Below are 24,905 nucleotides of genomic sequence, written 5' to 3'. Positions count from 1 at the left end.
TAAGCTAATTGAAAAAAGCCGCTTTTTAGCGGCTTTTTTTTGTTTATAATGGCAGCACTCTTTAAAGACGACAAAGCAGAAACCAGCATGCTACCTAAGTTATCTCATCAACAAACGCTAGAGCCCGTATATTGCGATTTTCTCGATGCGTTAGCCGAAAGCGGTTTTACTGGCGATATTGATAAGCGCTATAGCGCGCGACTCGCTCAGGCTACAGATAACTCTGTCTACCAATTCTTGCCCCAAGCTGTGCTCTATCCACGCAATCAAACCGATGTGCGTATTGCATTAAAATTGGCCACTAAGCCTGCCTTTACCAAGGTGGTGTTCAGTGCCCGTGGCGGCGGAACAGGCACCAATGGTCAGTCATTAACCCATGGTTTAATTCTGGACTTGTCGCGTTATATGAATCGAGTGCTCGAGGTGAATGCCGAGCAAGGCTGGGTGAGGGTCGAGGCCGGGGTGGTAAAAGATGCGCTAAATGATGCGCTGCGGCCTCATGGTTATTTTTTTAGTCCTGACTTATCAACCTCAAACCGCGCCACGTTGGGCGGCATGATCAACACAGATGCATCAGGTGCTGGCTCGCTCGTTTATGGTAAAACCTCCGATCATGTATTGGCGCTTTCAAGCGTGCTATATGATGGCAGCGTGCTGGAAACAGGCCCATTGACTTACGCTCAACTGCAGGCACTTGAGCAAGAGGGAACCCCTGATTTAGGCCAAGTGCTGCAACGTGATATTGCCAAGATGACCCGAGATCATCGCGCTGAAGTGGAGGCGCGTTTTCCCAAGCTCAATCGTTTCTTAACCGGTTATGATTTAAAAAATGTCTGGAATGACACTCTAGATCAGTTCAACTTATCGCGTATATTGACCGGCTCAGAAGGTACGCTGGCGGTGATAACCGAAGCTAAATTGGATATCACGCCATTGCCGACAACCCGTATGATGGTCAATATTAAATATGACTCATTTCAATCGGCGCTGCGTCATGCTCCCGACCTAGTCAAAGCCAATGCCACAGTGGTTGAAACGGTCGACTCAAAAGTTCTTAACTTAGCTAAGCAAGACATTATCTGGCATTCGGTTTCATCATTAATCGACGATATTCCAGGTAAGATTATCGACGGCCTAAACATGGTGGAGTTTGCAGGCGAAACCGATGAGGTCGAGCATAAAGTGAACTTGCTATGTGAGATGCTCGATACTCAGATAGCTCAGCAAAAAGATGGCTTGTTAGGTTATCAAGTGACGGCGGATAAAGGATCCATCAACACCATTTATGCCATGCGCAAGAAAGCGGTGGGTTTGCTCGGAGCCACCAAAGGCAGTCGTAAGCCTATCGCCTTCGCCGAAGATACCGCGGTGCCGCCAGAAAAACTCGCCGATTACATTATGGAGTTTAGGGCGCTGCTTGACAGCCACCAGCTGCAATATGGCATGTTCGGTCATGTGGATGCTGGGGTGCTGCATGTGCGTCCTGCGCTTGATATGTGCGACCCCAATGACGAGCGCTTACTGAGAACCGTGTCTGATGAAGTGGCCGCGCTTACCCTTAAGTATGGCGGCTTGATGTGGGGCGAACATGGTAAAGGGGTGCGCGGTGAATATGGTCCTGCGGTATTTGGCGAGACCTTGTTTGGTCTGCTAGAGGAGGTGAAGGGCTTATTCGATCCACTCAATAAGCTTAATCCCGGTAAGCTGGTGGCGCCTAAAAACAGTGGACCGCTGAGATACAATGTCGACAGTGCCAAACGTGGCGCGTTCGACAGGCAAATTCCGGTGACTACCCGGGAAGCCTTTCCTGATGTGATGAACTGTAACGGTAATGGCTTGTGTTTTAATTACAGTGTCTATTCGCCTATGTGCCCTTCATTTAAAGTCACGGGCGATCGTGTGCAATCGCCCAAAGGTCGCGCAGGGCTGATGCGTGAATGGCTACGGCTATTAGAAGCTGAGGGCGTCGATGTCGAGGCCTTAGCTAAAGCCAAGCCGCTAGGCTGGCTACAACGTGTGCAAAATACCATAAAGATAGATAAAGAATATGATTATTCTCATGAAGTGATGGAATCATTAAAAGGCTGTTTAGCCTGTAAGGCATGCTCCTCTCAGTGCCCCGTCAAAGTCGATGTGCCCAAGTTTCGAGCGCAATTTTTCAATATCTATTATCAGCGTTATCTGCGTCCAGCTAAGGATTATTTAGTCGCTGGGATAGAAGACTCGCTGCCGCTAATGGCAATGATGCCAAGAGTCACCAATGCGGTATCGCAAAACCCGGTTAGCCAATGGGTGATAAAAAAGTCCCTTGGCTATGTCGATGCGCCAGCATTATCCGTTCCCACTTTGAAGCAAAAATTAGAGAACCACAGCTGCCGAGGTTATGATCTAGAGGCGCTACAGCAGATCCCTCAAGATGAGCGCAGCCGTTATGTGCTGGTGGTGCAAGATCCTTTTAACAGTTTTTACGAAGCCGATACCGTTTATCACTTGGTGAAACTTATCGAAAAACTCGGATTTAAGCCGATATTATTGCCCTTTAAGCCTAATGGTAAGCCAATACATATAAAGGGCTTTTTGGATAAGTTTGCTAAAACGGCGCAATCGAGTGCTGATTTCTTAAATGACATTTTTGCACTGGGAATGCCGATGATTGGGGTCGATCCGGCTATGGTGCTCTGTTATCGTGATGAATATAAAGAGGTGCTCGGTGATAACCGCGGCGATTTCAATGTGCAACTGGTCAATGAGTGGTTACTGGATATTGTCCAGACGCTCCCTCCGTTGGCGCCGGCCGATAAGGTGTTTACCTGGTTTAGTCACTGCACCGAATCGACCGCTAAACCCAATACCGGCAATGAATGGCAGGCGATTTTTAAACGCTTTGGTGCCACACTCAATACCGTTAATTTAGGCTGTTGTGGCATGGCAGGGACTTATGGCCATGAAAGTGAAAACCACACCCGCTCTAAAGCCTTATTTGATATGTCTTGGGATGGCGCCATTAAACAGTTACCGCCAGAGCAGGTGCTGGTATCTGGTTATTCCTGTCGTAGCCAAGTGAAGCGATTTGGTGGCTTTAAACCTAAACATCCGCTGCAGGCCTTATTAACCTTGCTTAGTCATGAGTGATATTACTGCAGTGGATAGCCAATTACACCAACTGACTCAGGGCGTGAGTGTGTGCGATGACACGCCGCTGTTTTTTATCAATGCCCAAGGTGAGTGGTTTTATCAGCAAGGCTTATTACCAGATAAGTTTAGTCGTTTATTTAGCAGCATCTTACAGCGGCTTGAGGGCGATTATTTTTTAATAACGCCGGTGGAAAAAGTGCGTGTCGAGGTTGAGGCTTATCCACTACTGATTGTTGATTTTCAAGAGATTGGGTCGGGTCAGTTGCAGGTCACCACCTCGCTAGATACCCAGTTTATGCTCGACAGTCGCCATTGCTTTGAGATCCAAGCACAAGATATCTTCGTATTACTCCCCAAAGGCTTATCGGCAAAATTGGGGCGGGCTTGTTATTACCGCTTTATTGAACAGTTTCTAGTCGATGATACTGAGTTAGGTTAAAGAACCTACTCTATGCAAGCTAGCTAAGTGATTATTTGATAACGCGAATGGTTTTACTTACTTATTTAGTTGTGCCTAAAGCTAGTTTCTTTAAAGCCAAGTGGTAGTATTAATAGTAGGCTCTTGATGCGGGAGGTGCTGATTGAAACATTATGAAAGTTTGGGATACTTAGTATCTCACCTAAATATCAGTCTACAAAAGGCGCTCGATGAGCGGCTCAAGCGCTATGATTTAGATATCAAACTCTGGCCGGTGCTGTTTGCCTTATGGCAAGAAGAGGGTATCACTCAGACTGAGCTGTCAAAACGCTGTGATGTCGCTAATTACACCATGACTCGACTACTCGATCAGCTGCAGGTACAAGGGTTAATCACCCGCCATCAAGAAGCCGATAATCGCCGAGCGTTTCAAATATTTCTCACCGACAGTGCTAAAGCTTTAGAACAAGATTTAACGCGTGAAGCTGAATGGATAAATGAGCGCTTCTTGGCTAATTTAAGTGAGGCTGAGTCGGAGCAGTTTATTCATTTATTGAATAAAATTAACCGTCTTTCGTAAGCGCGAACTTAAAAGCGAACAACTCTATGTTTATGAGATTTACCTATTAATTCGTCGAGGATAATGGTTATGCGTACCAAATTGCCGCTTATTGTCTTGTCGGTTATTGCTATGTCAGGCTGCTCGGTTAGTACAAATAGCAATACGCCAGCACCTCAGCTAATGCAAGATACACAACCGCAGATATCTGATTCCTCTATGTCCGCAACCTACGCCAAGTCATTCTCTCTGGCTAATGGCTACAGCTTGGTCGTCGCCGAAGGTGCGTTAGAGCCTCGCTCTATTGGCAGTGTTAATGTTGCCTTGTACCGCAACCTTGAGGTAGGAGATTTTGTTACCTCAGTCTCATTTTCCCGAAGTGGCAGTGTGCTTAATTCACTCTTGATTGAAAATGGCCCTAAGCAACAAAAACTGGCGGTGACCATGGTGACTGCTGGCAGTGGTGATTACCACACACGCCAATATGTGTGTGTGAATGGTGAACAATTATCATTGTGTTAAATCGCTGGCTGATTCGTTATAGTGAATTAGCCAACAGCCAACAGCCAACAGCCAACAATTATTAACTAGGGCGTTGTCGTTAAATTGCGGTGGATTGTATTGAATAACTTGGCCTGCAAATTTAATTTTGCAATGCCGTTTGCCCATTCAGAGCAAATCAAGAGTGTAGGCCTTATACCAGCAGTAACATTCCTAGACTACAAACTGCAATAAAAAAAACCAGACCTTGCAGCAGCTGCCGACTTTGTAGCAAGTTCTGTTTTCCTTGCTTGATACTGGTGATGAGTCGATTGTGTTTGTAGATGCGGCAAATCATCTGCTCGCTATTTGGGTCAATAAAAAGTTGAAACTTACAGGGTTTTCCATCGTGTAATTTGATTTGGTGTTCGCTCTTGGGGCCAAAATTAAGCTTGCGAGATACACGCTTACCGTTAACAAATACCTGCTCAAGGCCACACCAATCGCTGGCCTGTAACTCCACAACATCTTGAGTAAAGTCGTATTTGAAACTGATCATAGTGGTCTCCCGACACTCATAATGAGCTTTTAATTCAAGCAGAGGTATATGACATTTTCCAGTACGCTTATATGAATATTCGGTGGATAAAACTTATCTCATTGCTGGCAAACATAAATTTTGTGTAATGGTATTTGGGCTAAGTGAATGTCAGGAGTGAGGGGAATTTTAACCTCCAAAAATCACGTAAACGCAATTGCTGCTATTAAGGTGGGATGGCATAAATGCTAAAAAAAGCCACCGACATGAGCGGTGGCATAATCACAATACGATTGTGCTCTTACTCAGATGAATAAGAGGTTAGCATAAGGCTAGCTAATGTTATTACCATTGATAATCGCGCGTGCTAGTTCGTCAGCCACGTCTGCGGTGGTACGATTTTGCGCATCAGATAACTCAAAGACTTTCAGTAGCGTGTTGTAAATCTCTTCCACTTTAGCGGTCGACTGTGCCTGATCATAGTCTTTCTCAAACGATACGTTGATGATGCCACCTGCGTTGATGACATAATCAGGTGCATAGAGAATGCCTAACTCTTTCAACTTCTCACCATGGCGCGCTTCAGCAAGTTGGTTATTGGCGCAACCGGCTACGATGCTGGCTTTTAACAAGGGGATAGTGGTGTCGTTAATGGTTGCGCCAAGGGCACATGGGGCATAAACATCGACATCTTGGTGATAGATATCTTGCGGAGCCACAACCGTTGCGCCAAATTCAGTCGCTACTTTGTCCAATGATGATTGATGAATGTCGGTTACGATAAGCTCAGCGCCCTCTTGATGCAGGTGACGACACAGGTAATAGCCAACGTGTCCAACGCCTTGTACTGCAATTTTAAGCCCTTTAAGACTGTCGATACCACGCTGATGCTTAACTGCAGCTTTAATGCCTAAATAGGTGCCTAGCGCCGTGTGAGGTGATGGATCGCCACTTTGGCCCTCTAGGCCAGCCACAAAAGGCGTTTCTTGGTGAGCAATCATAATATCGGCCGTCGATACACCGACATCTTCAGCCGAGTAGTATTTGCCGCCTAAGCTGTGAACACAACGACCAAAGGCTCTGAACAAGGCTTCACGGTTTTCCATTTTTGGATCGGCGATGATAACCGCTTTTCCGCCACCCATGGCTAATCCAGCCAGTGCATTTTTATAAGTCATACCGCGTGATAGACGCAAAACGTCAGTTAAGGCTTCATCGTCTGACTCATAATTCCACATTCTACAGCCACCGACTGCAGGGCCAAGGTTAGTGTTATGAATTGCAATAATGGCGCGTAAGCCACTTTCTTTGTCATGACAAAATACGATCTGTTCATGATCGTCAAATGAGATATGATTGAATACTGCCACTTTAGGTGTTCTCCACTTGGGAATTAAAACGCCGAGGTACAACAAATAGGCGACTTCGACGGCTTGTTATATTTATTGCAGAACGATAACATTTAGCGATACTCTCAACAAAGCTAAAGATGAGTTATTATCGTGATGTAGGTGGCAATTTAGCTTTCCACTTTACGTTAACGTAAGCTTGGCGGTTATTTTTACCTGATATCAAGATAATGGTAGTGATCTCATCGCCAGTGGCTATAAGGTTTAGCCTACCGGTGTAGATAGTCGATGCACAGACAATGACGCCAATATTATAACAACAATAGGAAGCAGTATGACGGAACAAGCAGTCGATCAAACTCAACCTTTGAGTGAACAAGAGCAAGAAGCACTTACCCAGCAGTGGATCAGGGAACACTTTCAAAAAGCCAATCGTTTTTTAGCCGAAAAAGGGGTGATCCCCAGTAAGGTGATCGCTGCCGAGAGTCGCTACCTTGCACCTTATTTAGCGGTGTGGAAGATGGAGTCTAAGCAACCTAAGCCACAAACTTTTTGGGTGATGTCGGGCGATTTACCGTCAGATTATGTGGACGTAAAGGTGGCCACATCGGCGCGTGATGCGATCCGTCATTTTTCGATGATATGGCAGTTAAAAGCGGAAAACTTGAAAAATTCTGGTGCGACAAAAGATCCAACTCAAGCTAAATTTGCTCAGTTGTTGATCTCCCGTGCTGAGAGTCTGTATCAGATCCATAACGATGATAAATTATGGCAAAGCGCATAGCGTTTTAAACGCGAAACGATAAAAAGCCGTTTTGCCTAATACAAGGGCAAACGGCTTTTTTTGTGCCTATATAGCGGTGATCTAAGTCCACTAGGCGAGGTATGCGTAACCTTGATCCAGTAACCAGATAAAATAATCGGCTACCGTCGTTTGTTTACATAGCGCTAATGCGGTGTCGTTATCGAAGCTAAACTGGTTGGCTAGGGTATCTAGGATGCTGAGCTCAATGCTATCGAATCGATAGATCTCACCATTAATGAATAACCTTAGTTGGTTGTCATCTTCTAAACGGATCACTTTTAGCCCGCCAATTCGCTGGATCGTTGCACCATCTTGTAAGGCTTCGATCAGCTCATCATTAGTATGCTGGCCATCGGGATCGCATATATCCAGCTCAAAGCGATTTTGGCTCAGTAGTTGTCCTAACACTTGCTGATAATGTTCTGGCTGGGTTAAGAGTTCGCTTAGTAGTGCCAGCATTTGGGTCTGTTGCGCTGTGGGCAATAACCCTGGACTGTTAGGCTCTTGGTTAGAGGTAAAGCGTTTATTACCACTATTGGTGTCGATCAGGTGATCGGCAATACCACTGATTAACTCTTGCTGGCTTGGGGCTCGAAAACCGATAGAGTAACTCAGTGCCGTTTCAAGCGTTTCTCCACGGTGCGGAAAACCGGGTGGAATATAGAGCATATCCCCCGCTTCGAGAACCACATCAATCATGGGCTCAAAATCATCGATAAGAGCCGTGTGAGTATCGCCACCTCTGGGGGAATAAGTGCCTTGCGGGCCCACTTTCCAGCGGCGCTTGCCTTCGCCCTGCAATAAGAACACATCATAATTATCAATATGTGGGCCAACGCCCCCCCCTGGAGTGGCAAATGACACCATTAAGTCATCAAAGCGCCAGTCAGGAATGAATCTAAATGCCTCGACTAGCGGTTGTGCGTCTGGATACCAGTGATTAACTGCTTGTACCAACAGCTGCCAGTTGTCTTCGCCAAAGGGGGCGTAATCTTCGATAGGGCCTTGAATGATTTCCCAATTATCGGGTTTGGTTAAAATAATGCGAGAAGCAATCTCCTCCTCACAGGCCAATCCAGCCAGCTCATCAGCCGAAATAGGATCGTTAAAATCCTTAAAGGCGGCTTTAATCACTAATGGTTGTTTCTGCCAGTAGTGGTTGAGAAAATCTTGCAGATCGAAATTGAGTGTATACATGGCGTAATAACCTTAGTTGAAGGAGAGGCAATAAAATAGCCTATTCAATAACAGTTCAGTATAGCGACTAGTGTGTATCGAAAGGGCTTAAAACAATAAAGGCGGTAAGCATTAGCTCACCGCCTTTATAAACGCTAATGTTAGTCGCTTACTTTAGTTCGTCGACAAAAGTTTCGGCGCGGCCAATGTAGTTAGCTGGCGTCATTTTTTTCAGCTCAACTTTAACTTCTGCAGGTAGCTCGAGATTATCGATAAATTGTGCGAGCTGCTCACCATCGATACGTTTACCACGGGTTAGCTCTTTGAGCTTTTCGTATGGCTTTTCAATACCGTAGCGGCGCATCACTGTTTGTACCGGCTCTGCTAGTACTTCCCAGTTTTGATTAAGCTCATCACGCAGGTGGGTTTCGTTAACTTCAAGCTTGCTGATCCCTTTTAAGGTTGCTTGGTAAGCTATCAGCGCATGCGCCATGCCGACACCTAGGTTACGCAGAACCGTAGAGTCAGTCAGATCACGTTGCCATCTTGATACTGGTAGTTTTGCTGCAAGGTGCGCCATGATGGCATTAGCAATACCTAAGTTACCCTCTGAGTTTTCAAAGTCGATAGGATTAACTTTATGCGGCATGGTTGATGAACCAATTTCGCCAGCAATGGTTTTTTGTTTAAAGTGACCTAAGGCAATGTAACCCCAAATGTCGCGGTCAAAGTCAATCAGGACCGTGTTAAAACGCGCAACAGCATCGAACAGTTCAGCGATATAATCGTGTGGCTCAATCTGGGTGGTGTATGGGTTCCAGTTAAGGCCAAGGCTGGTCACAAAACGCTGTGACAGCGTGTGCCAATCCACTTCGGGGTAAGCCGATAGGTGGGCGTTATAGTTACCCACTGCACCATTGATTTTACCCATGATCTCAACAGCTTGAATTTGTTTAAGTTGGCGTTCAAGACGTACGGCAACGTTAGCCATCTCTTTACCCAGAGTCGAAGGTGACGCAGGTTGACCGTGGGTACGTGACATCAATGGGACTGAGCGATATTCAGCTGCTAGCTTTTTGATACTATCGACGATTTGCTGACAGTAAGGTACAAGCACCTGCTCGCGAGCATCGGTTAACATTAAACCATGCGACAGATTGTTAATATCTTCAGAGGTACAGGCAAAGTGTACAAACTCATCGATAGCGACTAATTCGGCGTTATCGGCGATTTTTTCTTTGATAAAGTACTCAACCGCTTTGACGTCATGGTTGGTGGTGGCTTCAATGGCCTTGACCCGTAGCGCGTCCTCTTCACTGAAGTTATCTTTGATTTGATCGAGCAGTGCTAATGCCGCTTCGCTAAATGGTGGAACTTCTTCAATTTCTGGACAGCTAGAAAGCAGCTTTAGCCAGTTTATTTCGACTTGAACACGGTATTTGGTCAGGCCGTACTCGCTGAAAATCCCTCGTAATGAGGCGGTTTTACTACCATAACGACCGTCTACCGGAGAGATAGCAGTTAGTGCGGAAAGTTCCATTAGAAGCTCCTTTAATGAACTTAGCTTATTATTTATAGGGTTAGGCTTTTCTTTGCTGTATCAACTATTGCTTTACGCGAGAAGACAAGGTGTCTGCGCTTGCCTCCCAGTTGGCGCCATAATACTGCGCTGCGAATGGCGGCGAGCAGCAGGGCACGAATTTTTTGCTGAACGAGTGGCTGTTTCAGAAACTCAGGATTGCCGGAGATCTGAATTTTTGGCCCCAAATCACTGATAATATCGCTATAAATACCGGCAAAGTTACCAATCACTTGATCGTCTGTTATCGAGAAGTGGTGCAGCTGGCGGTGCACCTGATTGATGCGCTCAGCCAGCATGCCCATGGCATTCGATGAGCGTGCCAGTTTGCGCTCAAGGGCCAAAATGCCGATTAAATAACGGGTGATCTCGACATCTTTTTGCTTGTCATCACCCAGTTGATTGAGGATCAACTGATAGCCTTGGTTGAGAGCCACTTTATCGGCATAGACCTCGCTAGTACTGTCAGGATTGGTAACCAAAATACTATTAAGGCTGGCCGCGATGGCATCATTGTCTGCTTGACCATGGCGAGCCACTCGCTGAACTAGCGAAATGGCTTGCAAAATGCCGGCAAAAGCCATGGTCCGGTCGAAAATAGGCTCACTCACGTTTTACTCTCTTATTAACGAATCTATGATACCGCCGCCGAGGCAGACTTCACCGTCATAAAATACGGCCGACTGCCCAGGAGTCACTGCGGCAACGGGTTCATCAAAAATCACTTTAATGCGATCTTCACCTTCATAGGTGAGGCTACAAGCTACATCGCGCTGACGATAGCGGGTTTTGACGGTGATCTGCGCACCATCTTGTGGGCCTTTTCTGTCAACCCAATGCAGCTGATCGGCATAGAAGCCAACCGACATTAATCTTGGGTGTTGACCGCCTTGACCTACGACGAGCACATTACGCTCGAGATCTTTATCAACGACATACCAAGGATCGTCGCCACTGTTTTTCATGCCGCCAATGCCCAAGCCCTTACGCTGGCCTAAGGTGTGGTACATCAAGCCTTGGTGTTCGCCAATCACTTCACCTTCAGCAGTCTCTATTTTACCGGGCTGTGCAGGCAGGAAGGTTTGCAAGAAGTCGGTAAATTTGCGCTCGCCGATAAAGCAGATTCCAGTGCTGTCTTTTTTGTCATGGGTGATAAGCCCCATCTCTTTAGCGATGTCGCGTACTTCACTTTTTTGCAACTCACCGACTGGGAACAGCGAGCGAGCAATTTGCTCATGGCTTAAGGTATAGAGGAAGTAGCTTTGATCTTTATTGCTGTCGACACCACGTAGCATTTGGCTTTGGCCTGAGGCATCGCTGCGGCGCACATAATGGCCCATGGCGATATAGTCGGCGTCTAAAATTTCATCGGCAAATTCTAAAAACGCTTTGAATTTAATCTCTTTATTGCACATGATATCCGGGTTTGGGGTACGGCCAGCCTTGTATTCGGCTAAAAAGTACTCAAATACATTATCCCAGTATTCTGCGGCAAAGTTGACCGTATGCAAGGTGATGCCCAGCTTATCGCATACTGCTTGTGCATCTTTTAGGTCATCGGCGGCAGCGCAATATTCGTCGGTATCATCCTCTTCCCAGTTTTTCATAAACAGGCCTTCGACTTGATAGCCCTGTTTAAGCAGCAAATAAGCTGAAACAGATGAATCAACACCACCAGACATACCGACGATGACTTTTTTTGCGTTTGGATTGGGTTCGATTAGTGCCATAGATCCTAAAAACCGTTTAAAAAATTGTGTTGCTACGGCGCAGCGGTTAATGCCGCTTTACTGTCGAGTGTCGTTGCGCTCAACCGCATCTTGATAAACAAGAGATCAGGAGCCACAAATGCACACTCAACGCCGTATATGCGGGGGCATATTCTATCACGCATTATGCGCGGTAGCTAACTAGAGAAACTGACAATTAACCACGTCAGTCGAAAATTGTTTTCCTTGTAGCTGATCTTCAATACATTGGAGAACTAATGGGCTACGCAGCTGGTGATTAAGTGCTTGGATCTCTGCAAGACTCAGCCATAATGCGCGATTGATGGCGCTATCTTGGGGATGCGGCGTACGTTGGCTATCGAGTTGGCAGAAATAGGTAAAACGCAGGAAGGCGAGTTCAGAATTTGCCTGAAATTGATAAACGCCAATTAAAGATTGCGGGGTCACCTTGAGCCCGGTTTCCTCTTGTACCTCTCGTTGGCAAGCTTCGAGTAGGCTTTCATGAGCTTCAAGATGGCCCGCGGGCTGGTTATAACGCAGCTGGCCATCGATAGACTCTTCGACCATCAAATACTTATCCTTGCACTTTATGATACAGGCAACGGTGACATTAGGTTTATAACGATACATCGCGGTCCTTTAGTCGTTATCAACAGGCTTAGGTTTGTGGCAGCACTTTATATTCACCGTTAGCAATTCCATCTAGGTTCCATTGGCCTATTTTATAACGAATTAATCTGAGTGTCGGGTAACCTACATGGGCGGTCATGCGCCTGACTTGCCGATTACGCCCCTCGCAGATCTCAATGCTGAGCCAAGTCGTCGGGATGTTTTGCCGCTCTCTAATGGGCGGATGCCGAGGCCAGACATCAGGCGCAGTCATGATTTCAACCTTAGCGGGTAGGGTTAAGCCATCTTTTAATTGCACCCCTTGACGCAGTGCTTGTAATGCCTCTGCGGTAGGGGCGCCTTCTACTTGCACCCAATAGGTTTTGTAAGTTTGCTTTTTAGGTTCGGTGATGCTCGCCTGCAGTTGGCCGTCATTGGTCAGTAGCAGTAGCCCTTCACTGTCTCTATCTAATCGACCTGCGGCGTAGATCTCTTTTATGGGAATGAAATCCTTAAGGGTTTGGCGGCCTTGCTCATCTGTAAACTGGCACAATACATCAAATGGCTTATTAAACAGTACGATAACTGGTTTTTCTGCCCGTGGCTTACTGGTTTTTTTGGCTCTTTTAAATTTTGAGCTAGCCGCTGCTTTACCCATTGCCATCTTGGTTGGCGATAGTGCGGATTGGCCGCGACGAGAATAAGGTTTGGCTTTTACTGATTTTGATGAACTCACAAGGAAAACTTCTGGCGTAGTGTATTCGATTCGTGACATTGTACTGTGCATTCGCCATTAGTGGAATTTGAATATTGTGGTGAATGATTTATGATGTCGGCCATTAAAATGTGATCGATAGCAAAACGTAGTTGCTTTTTGAGAGGTTGGTGCGAGTGGTGTTGCATTGACTCGGCTCGCTGCGAAAGCCCATGCGCCATTCGGGTTTATGTGGTGAAGTTGATTGGCTCCTCTACCTAGGTTATCTGCGTACTCCTGACGAGTTTGACTCTCGTCATATGAAAAAATAGAACATAGAACAGTCACTTGATTTATTAACGCTTTATTTTACTAAAACGTAGGACATAACATGAACGACAATCCAACGATTATCTATACCGAGACCGATGAAGCCCCCGCATTAGCTACTTTATCTCTACTACCTATTATTAAAAACTTTACCGCTGCGGCGGGTGTCGGTGTCGAAACCCGTGATATTTCATTATCAGGCCGTATCATTGCCAACTTCCCTGATTATTTGACACCTGAGCAACAGATATCCGATGCACTAGCAGAGTTGGGTGAATTAGCCACTAAGCCTGAAGCCAATATCATCAAATTGCCTAATATCAGTGCCTCGATCCCACAGTTAAAAGCCTGTATCAAAGAGCTACAAGATAAAGGGTATGCGCTACCTAATTATCCTGATGAACCTAAAAATGACACCGAAGTTGAAATCAAAACCCGTTACGACAAGATTAAGGGGAGTGCCGTAAACCCTGTGCTACGTGAAGGCAACTCAGATCGCCGTGCACCCACATCAGTTAAAAATTATGCCAAGAAAAATCCTCATTCAATGGGTGCATGGAGCCGTGACTCTAAGTCACACGTTGCTCATATGGAGGGGGGCGATTTTTATGGTACAGAACAATCAGTGACCCTTGAAGCCGCTACTTCTGTGGATATCGTGTTCGAAGGTGCCGATGGCTCGCACAAGGTTCTTAAGTCAGGTTTAGCGTTACAGGCCGGTGAAGTGGTTGATGCGTCAACCATGAACAAGAAAGCATTGGTCACTTATCTTGAACGTGAAATTGAGGCGGCAAAAGAAGAGGACGTACTGTTATCGTTGCACCTTAAAGCCACCATGATGAAAGTGTCTGATCCGATTTTATTCGGTCATGCAGTCAAGGTTTACTACAAAGAGCTGTTTGCTAAATACGGTGAGTTGTTTGAAGAGATTGGGGTTGATGTGAATAACGGTTTTGGTGATGTGTATGCCAAAATCGCGACACTCCCAGCTGAAAAACAAGCTGAAATAGAGGCAGATATCGCCGCAATTTATGCCCAGCGTCCCGCATTGGCTATGGTTGATTCTGACCGTGGTATCACTAACTTACATGTGCCAAGTGATGTGATTATCGATGCCTCTATGCCAGCTGCTATTCGTTCTTCAGGCCAAATGTGGGGCCCCGATGGTAAGCTTAAAGATACCAAGGCGCTGATCCCAGATCGCTGTTATGCCGGTGTATATCAAGAGACCATTCAATTTTGTAAAGAACATGGCGCATTCGATCCAACTACTATGGGCAGTGTCCCCAACGTTGGCTTGATGGCTCAAAAAGCTGAAGAGTATGGTAGCCACGATAAAACTTTCGAAATTCAAGCCGATGGTGTGGTTAAGGTAGTTGATACCGACGGTCATGTGTTACTGGCGCATACAGTGGAAGCCGGTGATGTGTGGAGAATGTGTCAGGTTAAAGATGCGCCTATTCGCGATTGGGTGAAATTGGCTGTTAACCGTGCTCGTTTATCAGCGACGCCAGCGGTATTTTGGTTGGACGCAGCTCGTGCCCATGATGCGCAGCTTATTGCTAAGGTGAACAAATATCTTGCAGAGCATGATACCGATGGGCTTGAGATCCACATTATGTCGCCGATTGAAGCGACTCGTTTTTCACTCAAGCGTATTAAAGCTGGCCTAGACACCATCTCGGTCACTGGTAACGTACTGCGTGATTACCTCACCGATCTTTTCCCCATTTTAGAACTTGGCACCAGTGCTAAAATGTTGTCTATCGTACCGTTAATGAGCGGCGGTGGACTGTTTGAAACGGGGGCGGGTGGTAGTGCTCCTAAGCATGTGCAACAGGTCGAAAAAGAGGGGCATCTGCGCTGGGATTCATTAGGCGAGTTTTTGGCATTAGCGGCATCATTAGAGCACTTAAGCCAGAACTACAATAACCCTAAGGCGCAAGTGTTAGCCGATGCACTCGATATTGCTATCGGTCAATTCTTAGATGAAAATCGCTCGCCTTCACGCCGTGTGGGTGAGTTAGACAACCGTGGCAGCCATTTCTATCTTGCGCTGTATTGGGCTAAGGCGTTAGCAACTCAAGATAACGATGCTGACATCAAGGCTTACTTTACTCCATTGGCTCAAGCATTAAGTGACAATGAAGCTAAAATTGTTGCCGAGTTAAATGCGGCTCAAGGCGCGCCAGTGGATTTAGGCGGCTATTACCGCTTAGATGCGGCCAAAGCCGAGGCAGCCATGCGCCCTAGTGCGACGTTAAATAGTTTATTAAGCTAAGACAGTCATTGTGGTGAGCAAAGGGAAGCCAATAGGCTTCCCTTTTTGTCGACCTAATTAGCCAATAAAAAAGGCAGGAATATCCTGCCTTTTTTTGTTGTATCACCCGCTTATTTAGTCGGTGATATTGCCGATGCGTGCATCCCTTTTGGCCCTTGTTCGACCTCGAATTGGACGGGTTGGCCTGCTTTTAGAGTTCGATAGCCTTCCATTTCGATGGTAGAATAGTGTGCGAAGACGTCTTCACCACCAGCTTCAGGGCAGATAAACCCGAATCCTTTGGCGTTGTTGAACCATTTAACAGTTCCGTTTGCCATACTTCCACTTCCTTCTGTTGTTTACTGACCAGTAAGATAGTAAAACTAATGATGCGGGGAGAATTCACCGCTCAATGAACAGAATGTAATCAGTAAAAGCGGATGTCAAGATTAATTTAACAATAAATCAACATATAGGTAAAAAATAGTGATCATTGGGCTATTGGTCGGATGACTGTTATGGTGAGTGAAAGTAAAATATCAACATTTGGTAGAAGCCAAAACTAGAGGCTAATATTTAAAGATGGGTAAAGCAGGAAATATCGAACACATTGAAGAGCGTGTTGAAGCTGAGATCTCACCGCCATCAATGTATAAAGTCATTTTAAATAATGATGATTACACCCCAATGGATTTTGTGATTGAGGTTTTACAACTCTTTTTCAGAAAAAACGAACAAGAAGCCACAGATATTATGTTAGCGATACATCACCAAGGTAAGGGGATCTGTGGCATTTTTCCGTTTGGTATTGCAGAAACTAAGGTTGCTCAAGTAAACCAGTTTGCAAGACAAAACCAACATCCGTTACTGTGTTCATTAGAGAAAGCCTGAATCTCGAAGTGTGTGATTAATTTAGGGGGTGCTTATGCTAAATAAAGATCTTGAAGTGACACTGAATCTGGCGTTTCAACAAGCCAGAGACGCACGTCACGAATATATGACCGTAGAGCATCTGTTACTGGCTTTAATCGATAATCCGGCTGCACAAGAGGCGTTATTGGCCTGTGGCGCTAACCTCGATAAACTCAGAGAAGAGGTGTCTAGCTTCATCGAACAAACCACGCCGGTCATCTCCGATCCTGCAGACGAGCGAGAAACTCAACCGACACTCGGTTTTCAACGCGTACTGCAACGTGCTGTGTTTCATGTGCAATCCTCTGGTCGAAACGAAGTCACAGGCGCCAATGTGCTGGTGGCCATCTTCAGTGAGCAAGAGTCGCAAGCCGTCTATCTCTTGCGTAACAGCGAAGTGACCCGTTTAGATGTGGTCAATTACATCTCTCATGGGGTTGGTAGAGACGATATGGACAATGCTCAGGAGCCAGAGCAGGCAGAAGAACATGCAGAAACTGAAGAGCGCAGCAAGTTAACCCAATTTACCGCTAATCTTAACGAAGAAGCGCGTAAAGGGAATATCGATCCCCTGATTGGGCGAACAGAAGAGATCGAACGCTCGATTCAGATTTTATGTCGCCGCCGCAAAAATAATCCGTTATTGGTCGGCGAGGCGGGCGTTGGTAAAACAGCCATCGCCGAAGGGTTAGCCTATCGTATCGTTAATGAGCAGGTACCCGAAGTGATGGCGAGTGCGACGGTATACTCGCTCGATCTAGGCGCCTTACTTGCGGGCACAAAGTATAGAGGCGATTTCGAGAAGCGATTTAAAGGGTTATTAAAAGAGTTGACGCAAGATGAACATGCGATTTTGTTTATCGATGAAATTCATACCATCATAGGAGCTGGTGCGGCATCTGGTGGTGTGATGGATGCCTCAAACTTACTAAAACCTCTGCTCTCAAGCGGTAACTTACGCTGTATGGGCTCGACCACGTTTCAAGAATATCAGAGTATTTTTGAGAAAGATCGCGCACTGGCTAGACGTTTCCAAAAAGTGGACATTAATGAGCCTTCGGTGGCTGAAACCACTAAGATTTTGCAAGGGCTTAAGTCAAAATATGAAGAGCATCATGGGGTGCGCTATACCTTAGCTGCACTGAGCGTGGCGGCGCGCTTGTCTGATAAGCACATTAACGACAGGCACCTACCCGATAAAGCCATTGATGTGATCGACGAAGCAGGCGCCAGAATGGCGATGTTGCCTGCGAGCAAACGTAAAAAAACCATAGGTCAAAGTGAGATTGAGGCGATCATCGCTAAAATTGCACGTATCCCTGAGAAGTCCGTATCGGCCACTGACAAGGATATGCTCAAAAACCTTGAGCGCAACCTGAAGATGGTGGTGTTTGGCCAAGACAAGGCTATTGAAGCCCTGAGTGCAGCTATCCGCTTGTCTCGAAGTGGGCTTAGCGGCGAAGGCAAACCTGTTGGTAGCTTCCTATTTGCCGGTCCGACCGGGGTGGGTAAAACCGAGGTGACCAGTCAACTCGCGGCATGTTTAGGGCTTAACCTAGTGCGCTTTGATATGTCCGAATATATGGAGAGCCATACAGTGTCGCGGCTCATCGGTGCGCCTCCAGGGTATGTGGGTTACGATCAAGGGGGCTTGTTAACCGATGCTGTGATCAAAAATCCTCACTGCGTAGTCTTGCTTGATGAGATAGAAAAAGCACATCCCGATGTGTATAACTTGCTGTTACAGGTGATGGATCACGGCACCTTAACCGATAATAATGGCCGCAAAGCTGACTTTAGGCATGTTACCTTGGTGATGACCACTAACGCCGGTGTGCAGGAGACGGTGCGTAAATCCATTGGCTTTAAGCAACAAGATCATAGTCAAGATGCACTGTCAGAGATCAATCGCGTGTTCTCACCTGAGTTTAGAAATCGCTTAGATGAGATTATTTGGTTTAATCACTTAGATATGACGGTTATCGCCAAAGTGGTCGATAAGTTCTTAGTTGAGCTGCAAGCCCAGCTAGACGACAAAGCTGTCACACTGGAAGTGAGCGATGAAGCCAGAACCTTACTGGCTGAAAAAGGCTATGATAAATCGATGGGGGCTCGCCCAATGGCGCGTGTGGTCACAGAACTTATCAAGCGGCCACTTGCCGATGAAATCTTATTCGGCCAGCTAGAGAAGGGGGGAACTGCTCGGGTAGATGTTGATGGTGATAAGTTGACTATCAAGGTTGAGCGCCTCGAAAAAGTGACCCACTAAAGTGGATTAACCATCCATTAAAAAAGGCTGCAATTGCAGCCTTTTTGCTATCTATCGTTCGGTAAAATATGCATAGATAATGCAGAGTCCACTGACTTTAGTTGTGTAAAACTACAATATGAAACTAAATCTAGTAAACCAAAAAACCGGCTTTGCCGGCTTTTAATAACTCGTTAGCTAACTTTAGCGTGAACGGAAGACGATGCGCCCTTTGCTCAAATCATAAGGGGTCAGCTGAACTGTGACCTTGTCACCCGTAAGAATACGAATGTAGTTTTTACGCATTTTGCCTGAGATATGGGCCGTTACTACGTGACCATTCTCTAGCTCTACTCGAAACATTGTATTTGGCAAGGTTTCAAGAATAGTGCCCTGCATTTCAATGTTGTCTTCTTTCGCCATTAATCAGTTATCCTGTTAGCCTTCAAATATTAAAAACGGGCGTATCATGCCGCAAAATCGGTCTGCTGTAAAGAGGTGCTTCGTTATCCTAGTAAATAACAATTGACCGTTATTTTACGGTTTTGTATGACAAGATCCACTTTGCTGCCAACCCGTTGCGGTCAATATCTCATAAGGTTGGTAAGCTTTTTTGTAATTCATCTTTCGTGACTCATCTATTTGATAACCTAAATAGACAAACTCTTTGTTCATTAACTTAGCTAAGCGACATTGGATTAGGATCATTAAGGCACCCAAGGAACGTTTGTCTTCATTGGGTGAGAAAAAACTGTAAATTGCCGACAGGCTGTTTGGCAGGATATCTGTGACAGCAACGCCGATAAGCGTGTGATTATGATGAACTTCAATCAACAGAGGTTGATGCCAAGCGCAATGAATAAAATGATCATATTGCTCCCTCGATGGCGGGTACATGGGGCCGTCACTGTGCCGCTGCGCTATATAATCGTGATATAGCTGGTAGTGTTCGTCAGTGGTAGTGGTGACGATTGTCCAACTGAGATCGCGGTTATTTTTTAAGGTCCGTTTTTGCCGTCTCGACAGGCTAAACTGCTTAACTGGGATGCGAATTGGCATGCAGGCTGAGCAATGTGGGCAATGGGGTTTATACAAAGTATCACCACTGCGGCGAAACCCCAGTCCAAGTAGTTGCTCAAATAGGTTGATATTAAAGCTATCCTCTTGCAGCACCATTAATTGTTCTTGCCGCTCGGGTAAATAACTGCAGGCAAACGTATTAGTCAGGCCCACTTGAATGGTGTCGGATTTAGAGGTCAAGGTGCACCTGTCTCGGTTGCCAAGTTAGTGGGTCGACTTCGGTATCCCGAAAGCGTTTTAACAAGTTGATAAAATCACTGCGTTTAAGAGCTTTAGCACCAAGTGACACCAAGTGTGGGTTGACTACTTGGGCGTCGATTAGCTTAAATTGGTGAGCTAAAAGGTGTTGATGTAGCATCATCATGGCCGCCTTTGAAGCATTGCTCTGCAGATGAAACATCGACTCGCCACAAAAGATTTGGCCGATAGCCAAGCCATACAAGCCGCCGATCAAGCAACCTTTATCCCAGACCTCAATTGAATGAGCTTTACCTTGAGTATGTAAGCGAGTATAGGCCTGCTCTATGTCTGCAGTGATCCAGGTGCCTTCATTTTCCATTCGGGTTTGAGCGCAATAATGGATCACTTGCTTAAACGCGAGGTTGACGCTGAACTGCCAGTCACGCTTTTTGATGTCACGAATTAAGCGTCGGTTGACTTTCATGCTGCCGGGGACAAAGACTGCGCGAGGATCGGGTGACCACCATAAAATAGGATCATTTTCGTTAAACCAAGGAAAAATCCCTTCATAATAGGCATTGAGTAATCGCTGTGGCTGCAGATCGCCACCTATGGCTAATAGGCCATTAGGGTCAGTCAATGCGAGCTCTGGCGAGGGGAACTTGACGAGTTCATGATTTAAATAGGACAGTGAGTTCACAATTGAGTAAAATTAAGTAAGCGTCTCTCTATAAGTTAGCGGAAAAACAGTTATGTTGAAACCTCAGTTGAGCTTCTTTCGTATAGTTTGTTTAGCCTTGTTCACTTTGTCTCCTGTTGTGCTATCGCCTTGCGCCAATGCCGGCTACGAACGCAATCAAGCGGTGCCAGTAGAGAAAGTGGTTTATGGCCATGTCGCATCGGTGCGTAACATCACGCAAACCGAGTTGATTAGTGACAGCAATCGAGGGTGGAAGACCTTTGGTGGGGCCTTGCTGGGTGGCGTAATTGGACATCAGTTTGGTGGTGGTTCGGGCCAAGACGTTGCCACTGTGCTTGGGGCGTTAATTGGTGCCGGAGTCGGTAATCGTTATCAGCGTGATGAATACCAGCAATTTAAATTGGTTGAGTTGATGATCACCTTTGAAGATGGCGAGCAGGTGATGGTGTTGCAAGATTTTGATCCCGGTATGGTGTTTAACGTCGATGATGAAGTGCGCGTTGTCTATTTACAGGGCGGCGTGAGAGTCGATATTGCCCAGTAAGTTGGTTAAAGCTTGATAACAAAAAAGGAGCTCAAGGCTCCTTTTTTGTGTTTATGATGGCGAGTTGCTGGTCGCGATAAACAACTAAAACCCGCGTGGCAATTGGCCTTTACCGGCTAACTTAGCACGCCATAGTGCTTTCGGCGTCATACCATTGACTGCGCTGTTAGACGCTGCGTTTGCTGTTTTAGCTGGCGCTGTCTTTTTGGCAACGGTTTTATTGTTTTCTTTTTTTACAGCTGCTTGTACTTGAGCGTTGTCGCCTTGCTCAGCTAGCATTGCTTCAAGCTCGCTAAAACGAAGAGATTTTCCGCCATCGATCTTATACCAGCTTCCTTTTTGCTCAATAGAAACTGCATGACCTTGCGTTTTGCTTAGCGCAGATTCCAGCGCGCTAATCACCTCTTCTTTAGTCAACTTTGACATAGTCTTAACCTATTTTTTAATGTGTAATTGAAGGTTTGCGGTAATTTTATCGTTTAAACGGTTAAAAAGTCCAATTTTCACCAAGATTCGGCCGATTTCTATGAACTACGGCGCAGATATGGCTAAACTAAGCGCAATAATGGCAGGCGAAATCTGCTAAGTCGAATGCCCAAATAGTGGGCTCACCAGACTTTGACTATCCATATATTCAATTGATGAGGAGTTTGAATGACGCGCTTAGAACTGACGCGATACCTTAATGAATTTTTGCAGGTATCCAATTATAAAGATTATGCGCCAAATGGCTTACAGGTAGAAGGTAAGGCGCAGATCAACATCATAGTGACTGGCGTAACGGCGTGCCAAGCCTTGATCGATCGCGCGATTGAACTTAATGCTGATGCTATATTGGTTCACCACGGCTTTTTCTGGAAAGGCGAGAGCGAGGTGATAACGGGCATGAAATATCGACGCATTGAGGCATTGATAAAAAATGATATCAATTTGTATGGATATCACTTACCGCTTGATGGTCATCCCATGTTGGGAAATAACGCCGAATTAGGCAGAGCGCTGGGCATTGTCGATGCTGAGCCAATTGAAGGCGTTGCCCAAGGTTTAGTCTGGCAGGGGCGTTTGGATAAGCCAATGTCGGCTAATGACTTTTCTGCTTTGCTTGACGGTGTATTACAGCGTGAACCCTTACATTTTTGGGGTAAGGATAAAGCCATTCATCAGGTGGCGTGGTGCAGTGGTGGTGCTCAGGATTATATCGATATTGCCGCAGAGCAGGGAATGGATGCCTTTATTAGCGGCGAAGTGTCTGAGCGTACGTATCATAGCGCGCAAGAACTCGGGATCCACTATTTTGCCGCGGGCCATCATGCCACTGAACGTTTTGGTATTAAAGCCTTGGGCGAGCACTTGGCCAGTGAATTTGAGCTTACCCACCATTTTGTGGATATCGCCAATCCAGTGTAGTTTTACTGCTGCTGCAAGTGATGATTGGTGTAAGAGTTTCTGCCACAAAAAAGGCCGCTTAGCGGCCTTTTTATCATGTGTTCTGAGTATCGTTAGGATAGACAGTGGATTTACTTCACTCGCATGCCAGGTTGTGCGCCTTCGTGAGGCTCTAAAATCCATAAATCTTTTTTACCTGGACCTGCTGCCAGCACCATGCCTTCAGACATCCCAAAGCGCATCTTACGCGGTGCTAGGTTAGCCACCATTACGGTCAATTTACCTTCAAGATCTTCGGGGGCATAAGCTGATTTAATGCCGGCAAACACTTGCTTGGTTTCGCCACCCAAATCAAGTTGCAGCTTGAGTAACTTGTTGGCTTCGGGAACATGTTCCGCTTTAGCGATACGGGCGATACGCAAATCAAGCTTAGCAAAATCATCGAAGCTTATCTCTTCGCTAATCGGGTCAAGCTCTAGCTGACTCTTAGGCGCTTCAGTCACCTGCAAGTTTTCGGTAGATGCTGCGATAATCGCTTCGATATCTTTCATCTCAACACGTTGCATTAGCGCCTTAAACGGAGCAATTTCATGGCCAGAGAGGTCACGACCTAGGTCATTCCATGTCAGCGTGAGCTGCAAGAAGCCCTCAACATCTTTTGCCAGTTGCGGTAACACGGGTTTTAGATAGGTCACTAGGATGCGGAACAGGTTCAATGCATTGCTACAAACCTGATGCGCTTCTTGCTGTTTATCGTCTTGCTTGATCAGTTGCCAAGGGGCGGCATCGGCGACATAGCCATTGGCGATGTCTGCCAGCGCCATGATTTCGCGCATCGCTTTGCCAAATTCACGGGTTTCGTAGAACTGGGCAATGGTTTCTTGCTTAGCCAAGAAGAGCTCAGTGAGTGATTGATCTTCCACTTGGGCTAATTTGCCGTCAAAACGTTTGCTAATGAAGCCTGCGGTGCGTGATGCCAAGTTGACTAACTTACCCACGAGATCAGAGTTCACCCGCTGGGCGAAATCTTCTAGATTAAGGTCTAAATCATCAATCCGGCTGCTGAGCTTAGCGGCATAGTAATAACGTAGGTATTCAGGGTTCAAGTTGTCTAAATAGGTACGTGCCTTAATAAAGGTGCCCTTCGATTTAGACATTTTGGCGCCATTGACAGTGACATAACCATGAGCATAGACGCTGTTGGGTTTACGGTAACCAGCACCTTCTAACATCGCTGGCCAAAATAGGCTGTGGAAGTAGACAATATCTTTACCGATAAAGTGATACACCTCAGCGGTAGAGTCTTTAGCCCAGAAATCATCAAAGTTAAGGTCGTCACGTTTGTCACACAGGTTTTTAAATGAACCCATATAGCCGATAGGCGCATCTAGCCACACGTAGAAAAACTTACCTGGCGCATCGGGGATCTCGAAACCAAAGTAGGGGGCATCACGGCTAATATCCCACTGTTGCAGACCTTGGTCGAACCATTCACCAAGCTTGTTGGCCATCTCTTGTTGTAGAGAACCTGAGCGAGTCCACTCTTTTAACATCTCTTCAAAGGTAGGCAGGTCAAAAAAGAAGTGCTCACTGTCTTTCATTACTGGGGTCGCACCCGATACCGCCGATTTAGGGTCGATTAAATCGGTCGGGCTATAGGTGGCACCACAGTTGTCGCAGTTATCACCGTATTGATCGACAGACTTACATTTAGGGCAAGTGCCTTTTACAAAACGGTCGGGCAGGAACATCGATTTTTCAGGATCGAAAAGTTGCGAAATAGTGCGCGACTTGATGTAACCCCCATCGCGCAGTTTAAGGTAAATATCGCTGGCTAATGCGCGGTTTTCATCGCTATGTGTGCTGTGAAAATTATCAAATGCGATATTAAAGTCGGCAAAATCTTGCTCATGCTCTTTTTGCACCTGAGCAATCATCTCTTCAGGGGCTAACCCTAACTGCTGCGCCTTCAACATAATCGGAGTGCCGTGGGCATCATCGGCACAAATATAGTGACATTCGTGACCACGCAGCTTTTGGAAGCGTGCCCAAATATCGGTTTGAATATATTCCAGCATGTGGCCTAAATGGATAGGTCCGTTAGCGTACGGAAGTGCGCTGGTCACGAGAATTTTACGTTGTGAAGTTGCCATCTTGTCTCAAAATCAGTAAGTGCCCAAAAGAATGGCATAG

Annotated in this window: 24 protein-coding genes; 10 read left to right on the top strand and 14 right to left on the bottom strand. The window is 46.1% G+C overall.

The features are described 5' to 3' along the window. Positions 1-87: 87 nt before the first annotated feature. The 4 genes from ydiJ (at position 88) to DVO77_RS15710 (ending at position 4,634) form a co-directional block, all read left to right on the top strand. The gene (gene ydiJ, locus DVO77_RS15725; protein ID WP_119978985.1) at positions 88-3,132 is read left to right on the top strand and encodes a D-2-hydroxyglutarate dehydrogenase YdiJ; all 3,045 of its coding nucleotides are present in this window, start codon (positions 88-90) and stop codon (positions 3,130-3,132) included. Further along, positions 3,125-3,574, top strand: a complete 450-nt coding sequence (locus tag DVO77_RS15720; RefSeq protein ID WP_119978968.1) for a DUF1285 domain-containing protein — start codon at positions 3,125-3,127, stop codon at positions 3,572-3,574. Before ydiJ ends, DVO77_RS15720 begins: the two co-directional genes overlap by 8 nt. Before the next feature lie 142 nt (positions 3,575-3,716). After that, entirely contained in the window at positions 3,717-4,133 is a 417-nt protein-coding gene (locus DVO77_RS15715) for a MarR family winged helix-turn-helix transcriptional regulator (RefSeq protein ID WP_110456186.1), read from the top strand. Positions 4,134-4,202: 69 nt separating this feature from the next. Next, entirely contained in the window at positions 4,203-4,634 is a 432-nt protein-coding gene (locus tag DVO77_RS15710; protein WP_119978967.1) for a PliI family lysozyme inhibitor of I-type lysozyme, read from the top strand. 172 nt (positions 4,635-4,806) lie between these two features. On the opposite strand, the gene DVO77_RS15705 is transcribed toward DVO77_RS15710, so the two are convergent. Then, on the bottom strand, positions 4,807-5,151 hold the full coding sequence (locus DVO77_RS15705) for a hypothetical protein (RefSeq protein WP_110456184.1): 345 nt from the start codon (positions 5,149-5,151) through the stop codon (positions 4,807-4,809). Between the two features lie 311 nt (positions 5,152-5,462). After that, positions 5,463-6,500: a Glu/Leu/Phe/Val dehydrogenase dimerization domain-containing protein gene (locus DVO77_RS15700; protein WP_110456183.1), complete on the bottom strand. Its 1,038-nt coding sequence runs from the start codon at positions 6,498-6,500 to the stop codon at positions 5,463-5,465. A 313-nt stretch (positions 6,501-6,813) separates the two neighbouring features. Here DVO77_RS15700 and DVO77_RS15695 point away from each other — a divergent pair, with 313 nt between their 5' ends. Continuing rightward, complete coding sequence (locus DVO77_RS15695; RefSeq protein ID WP_110456182.1) at positions 6,814-7,263, top strand: DUF4826 family protein; 450 nt, start codon at positions 6,814-6,816, stop codon at positions 7,261-7,263. Positions 7,264-7,353: 90 nt separating this feature from the next. Here DVO77_RS15695 and DVO77_RS15690 read toward each other — a convergent pair whose 3' ends face one another. The 6 genes from DVO77_RS15690 to DVO77_RS15665 all read right to left on the bottom strand — a co-directional run bounded on the left by DVO77_RS15690 (position 7,354) and on the right by DVO77_RS15665 (position 13,042). After that, entirely contained in the window at positions 7,354-8,481 is a 1,128-nt protein-coding gene (locus DVO77_RS15690) for a ribosomal protein uL16 3-hydroxylase (RefSeq protein WP_119978966.1), read from the bottom strand. A 148-nt stretch (positions 8,482-8,629) separates the two neighbouring features. After that, positions 8,630-10,000: an adenylosuccinate lyase gene (purB, locus tag DVO77_RS15685; RefSeq protein WP_110456180.1), complete on the bottom strand. Its 1,371-nt coding sequence runs from the start codon at positions 9,998-10,000 to the stop codon at positions 8,630-8,632. A gap of 32 nt (positions 10,001-10,032) precedes the next feature. Continuing rightward, a complete protein-coding gene (gene hflD / locus DVO77_RS15680) occupies positions 10,033-10,650 on the bottom strand; it encodes a high frequency lysogenization protein HflD (protein WP_119978965.1) in 618 nt (205 codons plus the stop codon). A 3-nt stretch (positions 10,651-10,653) separates the two neighbouring features. Next, positions 10,654-11,769 carry a tRNA 2-thiouridine(34) synthase MnmA gene (gene mnmA, locus DVO77_RS15675; protein WP_119978964.1) on the bottom strand — a complete coding sequence of 372 codons (1,116 nt, stop codon included), beginning with the start codon at positions 11,767-11,769 and terminating at the stop codon, positions 10,654-10,656. 180 nt (positions 11,770-11,949) lie between these two features. After that, complete coding sequence (locus tag DVO77_RS15670) at positions 11,950-12,399, bottom strand: NUDIX hydrolase (protein WP_119978963.1); 450 nt, start codon at positions 12,397-12,399, stop codon at positions 11,950-11,952. Positions 12,400-12,427: 28 nt separating this feature from the next. Continuing rightward, entirely contained in the window at positions 12,428-13,042 is a 615-nt protein-coding gene (locus DVO77_RS15665; RefSeq protein WP_249038191.1) for a pseudouridine synthase, read from the bottom strand. A gap of 421 nt (positions 13,043-13,463) precedes the next feature. Between DVO77_RS15665 and DVO77_RS15660 the strand changes: the two genes are divergently transcribed. Beyond that, positions 13,464-15,683 (top strand): NADP-dependent isocitrate dehydrogenase, encoded by a 2,220-nt coding sequence (locus DVO77_RS15660; protein ID WP_119978961.1) that lies wholly within the window; start codon positions 13,464-13,466, stop codon positions 15,681-15,683. A gap of 110 nt (positions 15,684-15,793) precedes the next feature. On the opposite strand, the gene cspD is transcribed toward DVO77_RS15660, so the two are convergent. Next, positions 15,794-16,000 carry a cold shock domain-containing protein CspD gene (cspD, locus tag DVO77_RS15655; protein ID WP_028764803.1) on the bottom strand — a complete coding sequence of 69 codons (207 nt, stop codon included), beginning with the start codon at positions 15,998-16,000 and terminating at the stop codon, positions 15,794-15,796. A gap of 244 nt (positions 16,001-16,244) precedes the next feature. Here cspD and clpS point away from each other — a divergent pair, with 244 nt between their 5' ends. Both clpS and clpA read left to right on the top strand, forming a co-directional pair. After that, entirely contained in the window at positions 16,245-16,553 is a 309-nt protein-coding gene (gene clpS, locus DVO77_RS15650) for an ATP-dependent Clp protease adapter ClpS (protein ID WP_110456175.1), read from the top strand. 34 nt (positions 16,554-16,587) lie between these two features. Continuing rightward, entirely contained in the window at positions 16,588-18,843 is a 2,256-nt protein-coding gene (gene clpA, locus DVO77_RS15645; RefSeq protein ID WP_110456174.1) for an ATP-dependent Clp protease ATP-binding subunit ClpA, read from the top strand. A gap of 183 nt (positions 18,844-19,026) precedes the next feature. Here clpA and infA read toward each other — a convergent pair whose 3' ends face one another. The 3 genes from infA to aat all read right to left on the bottom strand — a co-directional run bounded on the left by infA (position 19,027) and on the right by aat (position 20,782). Continuing rightward, positions 19,027-19,245, bottom strand: a complete 219-nt coding sequence (gene infA / locus DVO77_RS15640) for a translation initiation factor IF-1 (protein ID WP_005500725.1) — start codon at positions 19,243-19,245, stop codon at positions 19,027-19,029. Between the two features lie 114 nt (positions 19,246-19,359). Next, the gene (locus DVO77_RS15635) at positions 19,360-20,082 is read right to left on the bottom strand and encodes an arginyltransferase (protein WP_119978960.1); all 723 of its coding nucleotides are present in this window, start codon (positions 20,080-20,082) and stop codon (positions 19,360-19,362) included. Then, complete coding sequence (gene aat / locus DVO77_RS15630; RefSeq protein WP_119978959.1) at positions 20,072-20,782, bottom strand: leucyl/phenylalanyl-tRNA--protein transferase; 711 nt, start codon at positions 20,780-20,782, stop codon at positions 20,072-20,074. Before aat ends, DVO77_RS15635 begins: the two co-directional genes overlap by 11 nt. A 52-nt stretch (positions 20,783-20,834) precedes the next feature. Here aat and DVO77_RS15625 point away from each other — a divergent pair, with 52 nt between their 5' ends. Then, positions 20,835-21,326 (top strand): outer membrane lipoprotein, encoded by a 492-nt coding sequence (locus tag DVO77_RS15625; protein ID WP_110456171.1) that lies wholly within the window; start codon positions 20,835-20,837, stop codon positions 21,324-21,326. 84 nt (positions 21,327-21,410) lie between these two features. Here DVO77_RS15625 and DVO77_RS15620 read toward each other — a convergent pair whose 3' ends face one another. Then, positions 21,411-21,752 carry a hypothetical protein gene (locus DVO77_RS15620; RefSeq protein WP_119978958.1) on the bottom strand — a complete coding sequence of 114 codons (342 nt, stop codon included), beginning with the start codon at positions 21,750-21,752 and terminating at the stop codon, positions 21,411-21,413. A 228-nt stretch (positions 21,753-21,980) separates the two neighbouring features. Here DVO77_RS15620 and DVO77_RS15615 point away from each other — a divergent pair, with 228 nt between their 5' ends. Beyond that, positions 21,981-22,733, top strand: a complete 753-nt coding sequence (locus tag DVO77_RS15615) for a Nif3-like dinuclear metal center hexameric protein (RefSeq protein ID WP_119978957.1) — start codon at positions 21,981-21,983, stop codon at positions 22,731-22,733. Positions 22,734-22,843: 110 nt separating this feature from the next. Here DVO77_RS15615 and metG read toward each other — a convergent pair whose 3' ends face one another. Continuing rightward, positions 22,844-24,865 carry a methionine--tRNA ligase gene (gene metG, locus DVO77_RS15610; protein ID WP_119978956.1) on the bottom strand — a complete coding sequence of 674 codons (2,022 nt, stop codon included), beginning with the start codon at positions 24,863-24,865 and terminating at the stop codon, positions 22,844-22,846. Positions 24,866-24,905 lie beyond the last annotated feature (40 nt).

Source organism: Shewanella algidipiscicola, assembly GCF_003605125.1.
Classification (GTDB): Bacteria; Pseudomonadota; Gammaproteobacteria; order Enterobacterales; family Shewanellaceae; genus Shewanella; species Shewanella algidipiscicola.
Note: the sequence above shows the minus strand (reverse complement) of the source record. Positions and strands in the feature narration are given on the sequence as shown.

Coding starts and splice junctions, on each gene's coding strand:
- ydiJ (WP_119978985.1), top strand. CDS start 88: ATGCTACCTAAGTTATCTCATCAACAAACGCTAGAGCCCGTATATTGC.
- DVO77_RS15720 (WP_119978968.1), top strand. CDS start 3,125: ATGAGTGATATTACTGCAGTGGATAGCCAATTACACCAACTGACTCAG.
- DVO77_RS15710 (WP_119978967.1), top strand. CDS start 4,203: ATGCGTACCAAATTGCCGCTTATTGTCTTGTCGGTTATTGCTATGTCA.
- DVO77_RS15705 (WP_110456184.1), bottom strand. CDS start 5,151: ATGATCAGTTTCAAATACGACTTTACTCAAGATGTTGTGGAGTTACAG.
- DVO77_RS15695 (WP_110456182.1), top strand. CDS start 6,814: ATGACGGAACAAGCAGTCGATCAAACTCAACCTTTGAGTGAACAAGAG.
- DVO77_RS15690 (WP_119978966.1), bottom strand. CDS start 8,481: ATGTATACACTCAATTTCGATCTGCAAGATTTTCTCAACCACTACTGG.
- purB (WP_110456180.1), bottom strand. CDS start 10,000: ATGGAACTTTCCGCACTAACTGCTATCTCTCCGGTAGACGGTCGTTAT.
- mnmA (WP_119978964.1), bottom strand. CDS start 11,769: ATGGCACTAATCGAACCCAATCCAAACGCAAAAAAAGTCATCGTCGGT.
- DVO77_RS15670 (WP_119978963.1), bottom strand. CDS start 12,399: ATGTATCGTTATAAACCTAATGTCACCGTTGCCTGTATCATAAAGTGC.
- DVO77_RS15665 (WP_249038191.1), bottom strand. CDS start 13,042: ATGGCAATGGGTAAAGCAGCGGCTAGCTCAAAATTTAAAAGAGCCAAA.
- DVO77_RS15660 (WP_119978961.1), top strand. CDS start 13,464: ATGAACGACAATCCAACGATTATCTATACCGAGACCGATGAAGCCCCC.
- cspD (WP_028764803.1), bottom strand. CDS start 16,000: ATGGCAAACGGAACTGTTAAATGGTTCAACAACGCCAAAGGATTCGGG.
- clpS (WP_110456175.1), top strand. CDS start 16,245: ATGGGTAAAGCAGGAAATATCGAACACATTGAAGAGCGTGTTGAAGCT.
- clpA (WP_110456174.1), top strand. CDS start 16,588: ATGCTAAATAAAGATCTTGAAGTGACACTGAATCTGGCGTTTCAACAA.
- infA (WP_005500725.1), bottom strand. CDS start 19,245: ATGGCGAAAGAAGACAACATTGAAATGCAGGGCACTATTCTTGAAACC.
- DVO77_RS15625 (WP_110456171.1), top strand. CDS start 20,835: ATGTTGAAACCTCAGTTGAGCTTCTTTCGTATAGTTTGTTTAGCCTTG.
- DVO77_RS15620 (WP_119978958.1), bottom strand. CDS start 21,752: ATGTCAAAGTTGACTAAAGAAGAGGTGATTAGCGCGCTGGAATCTGCG.
- DVO77_RS15615 (WP_119978957.1), top strand. CDS start 21,981: ATGACGCGCTTAGAACTGACGCGATACCTTAATGAATTTTTGCAGGTA.
- metG (WP_119978956.1), bottom strand. CDS start 24,865: ATGGCAACTTCACAACGTAAAATTCTCGTGACCAGCGCACTTCCGTAC.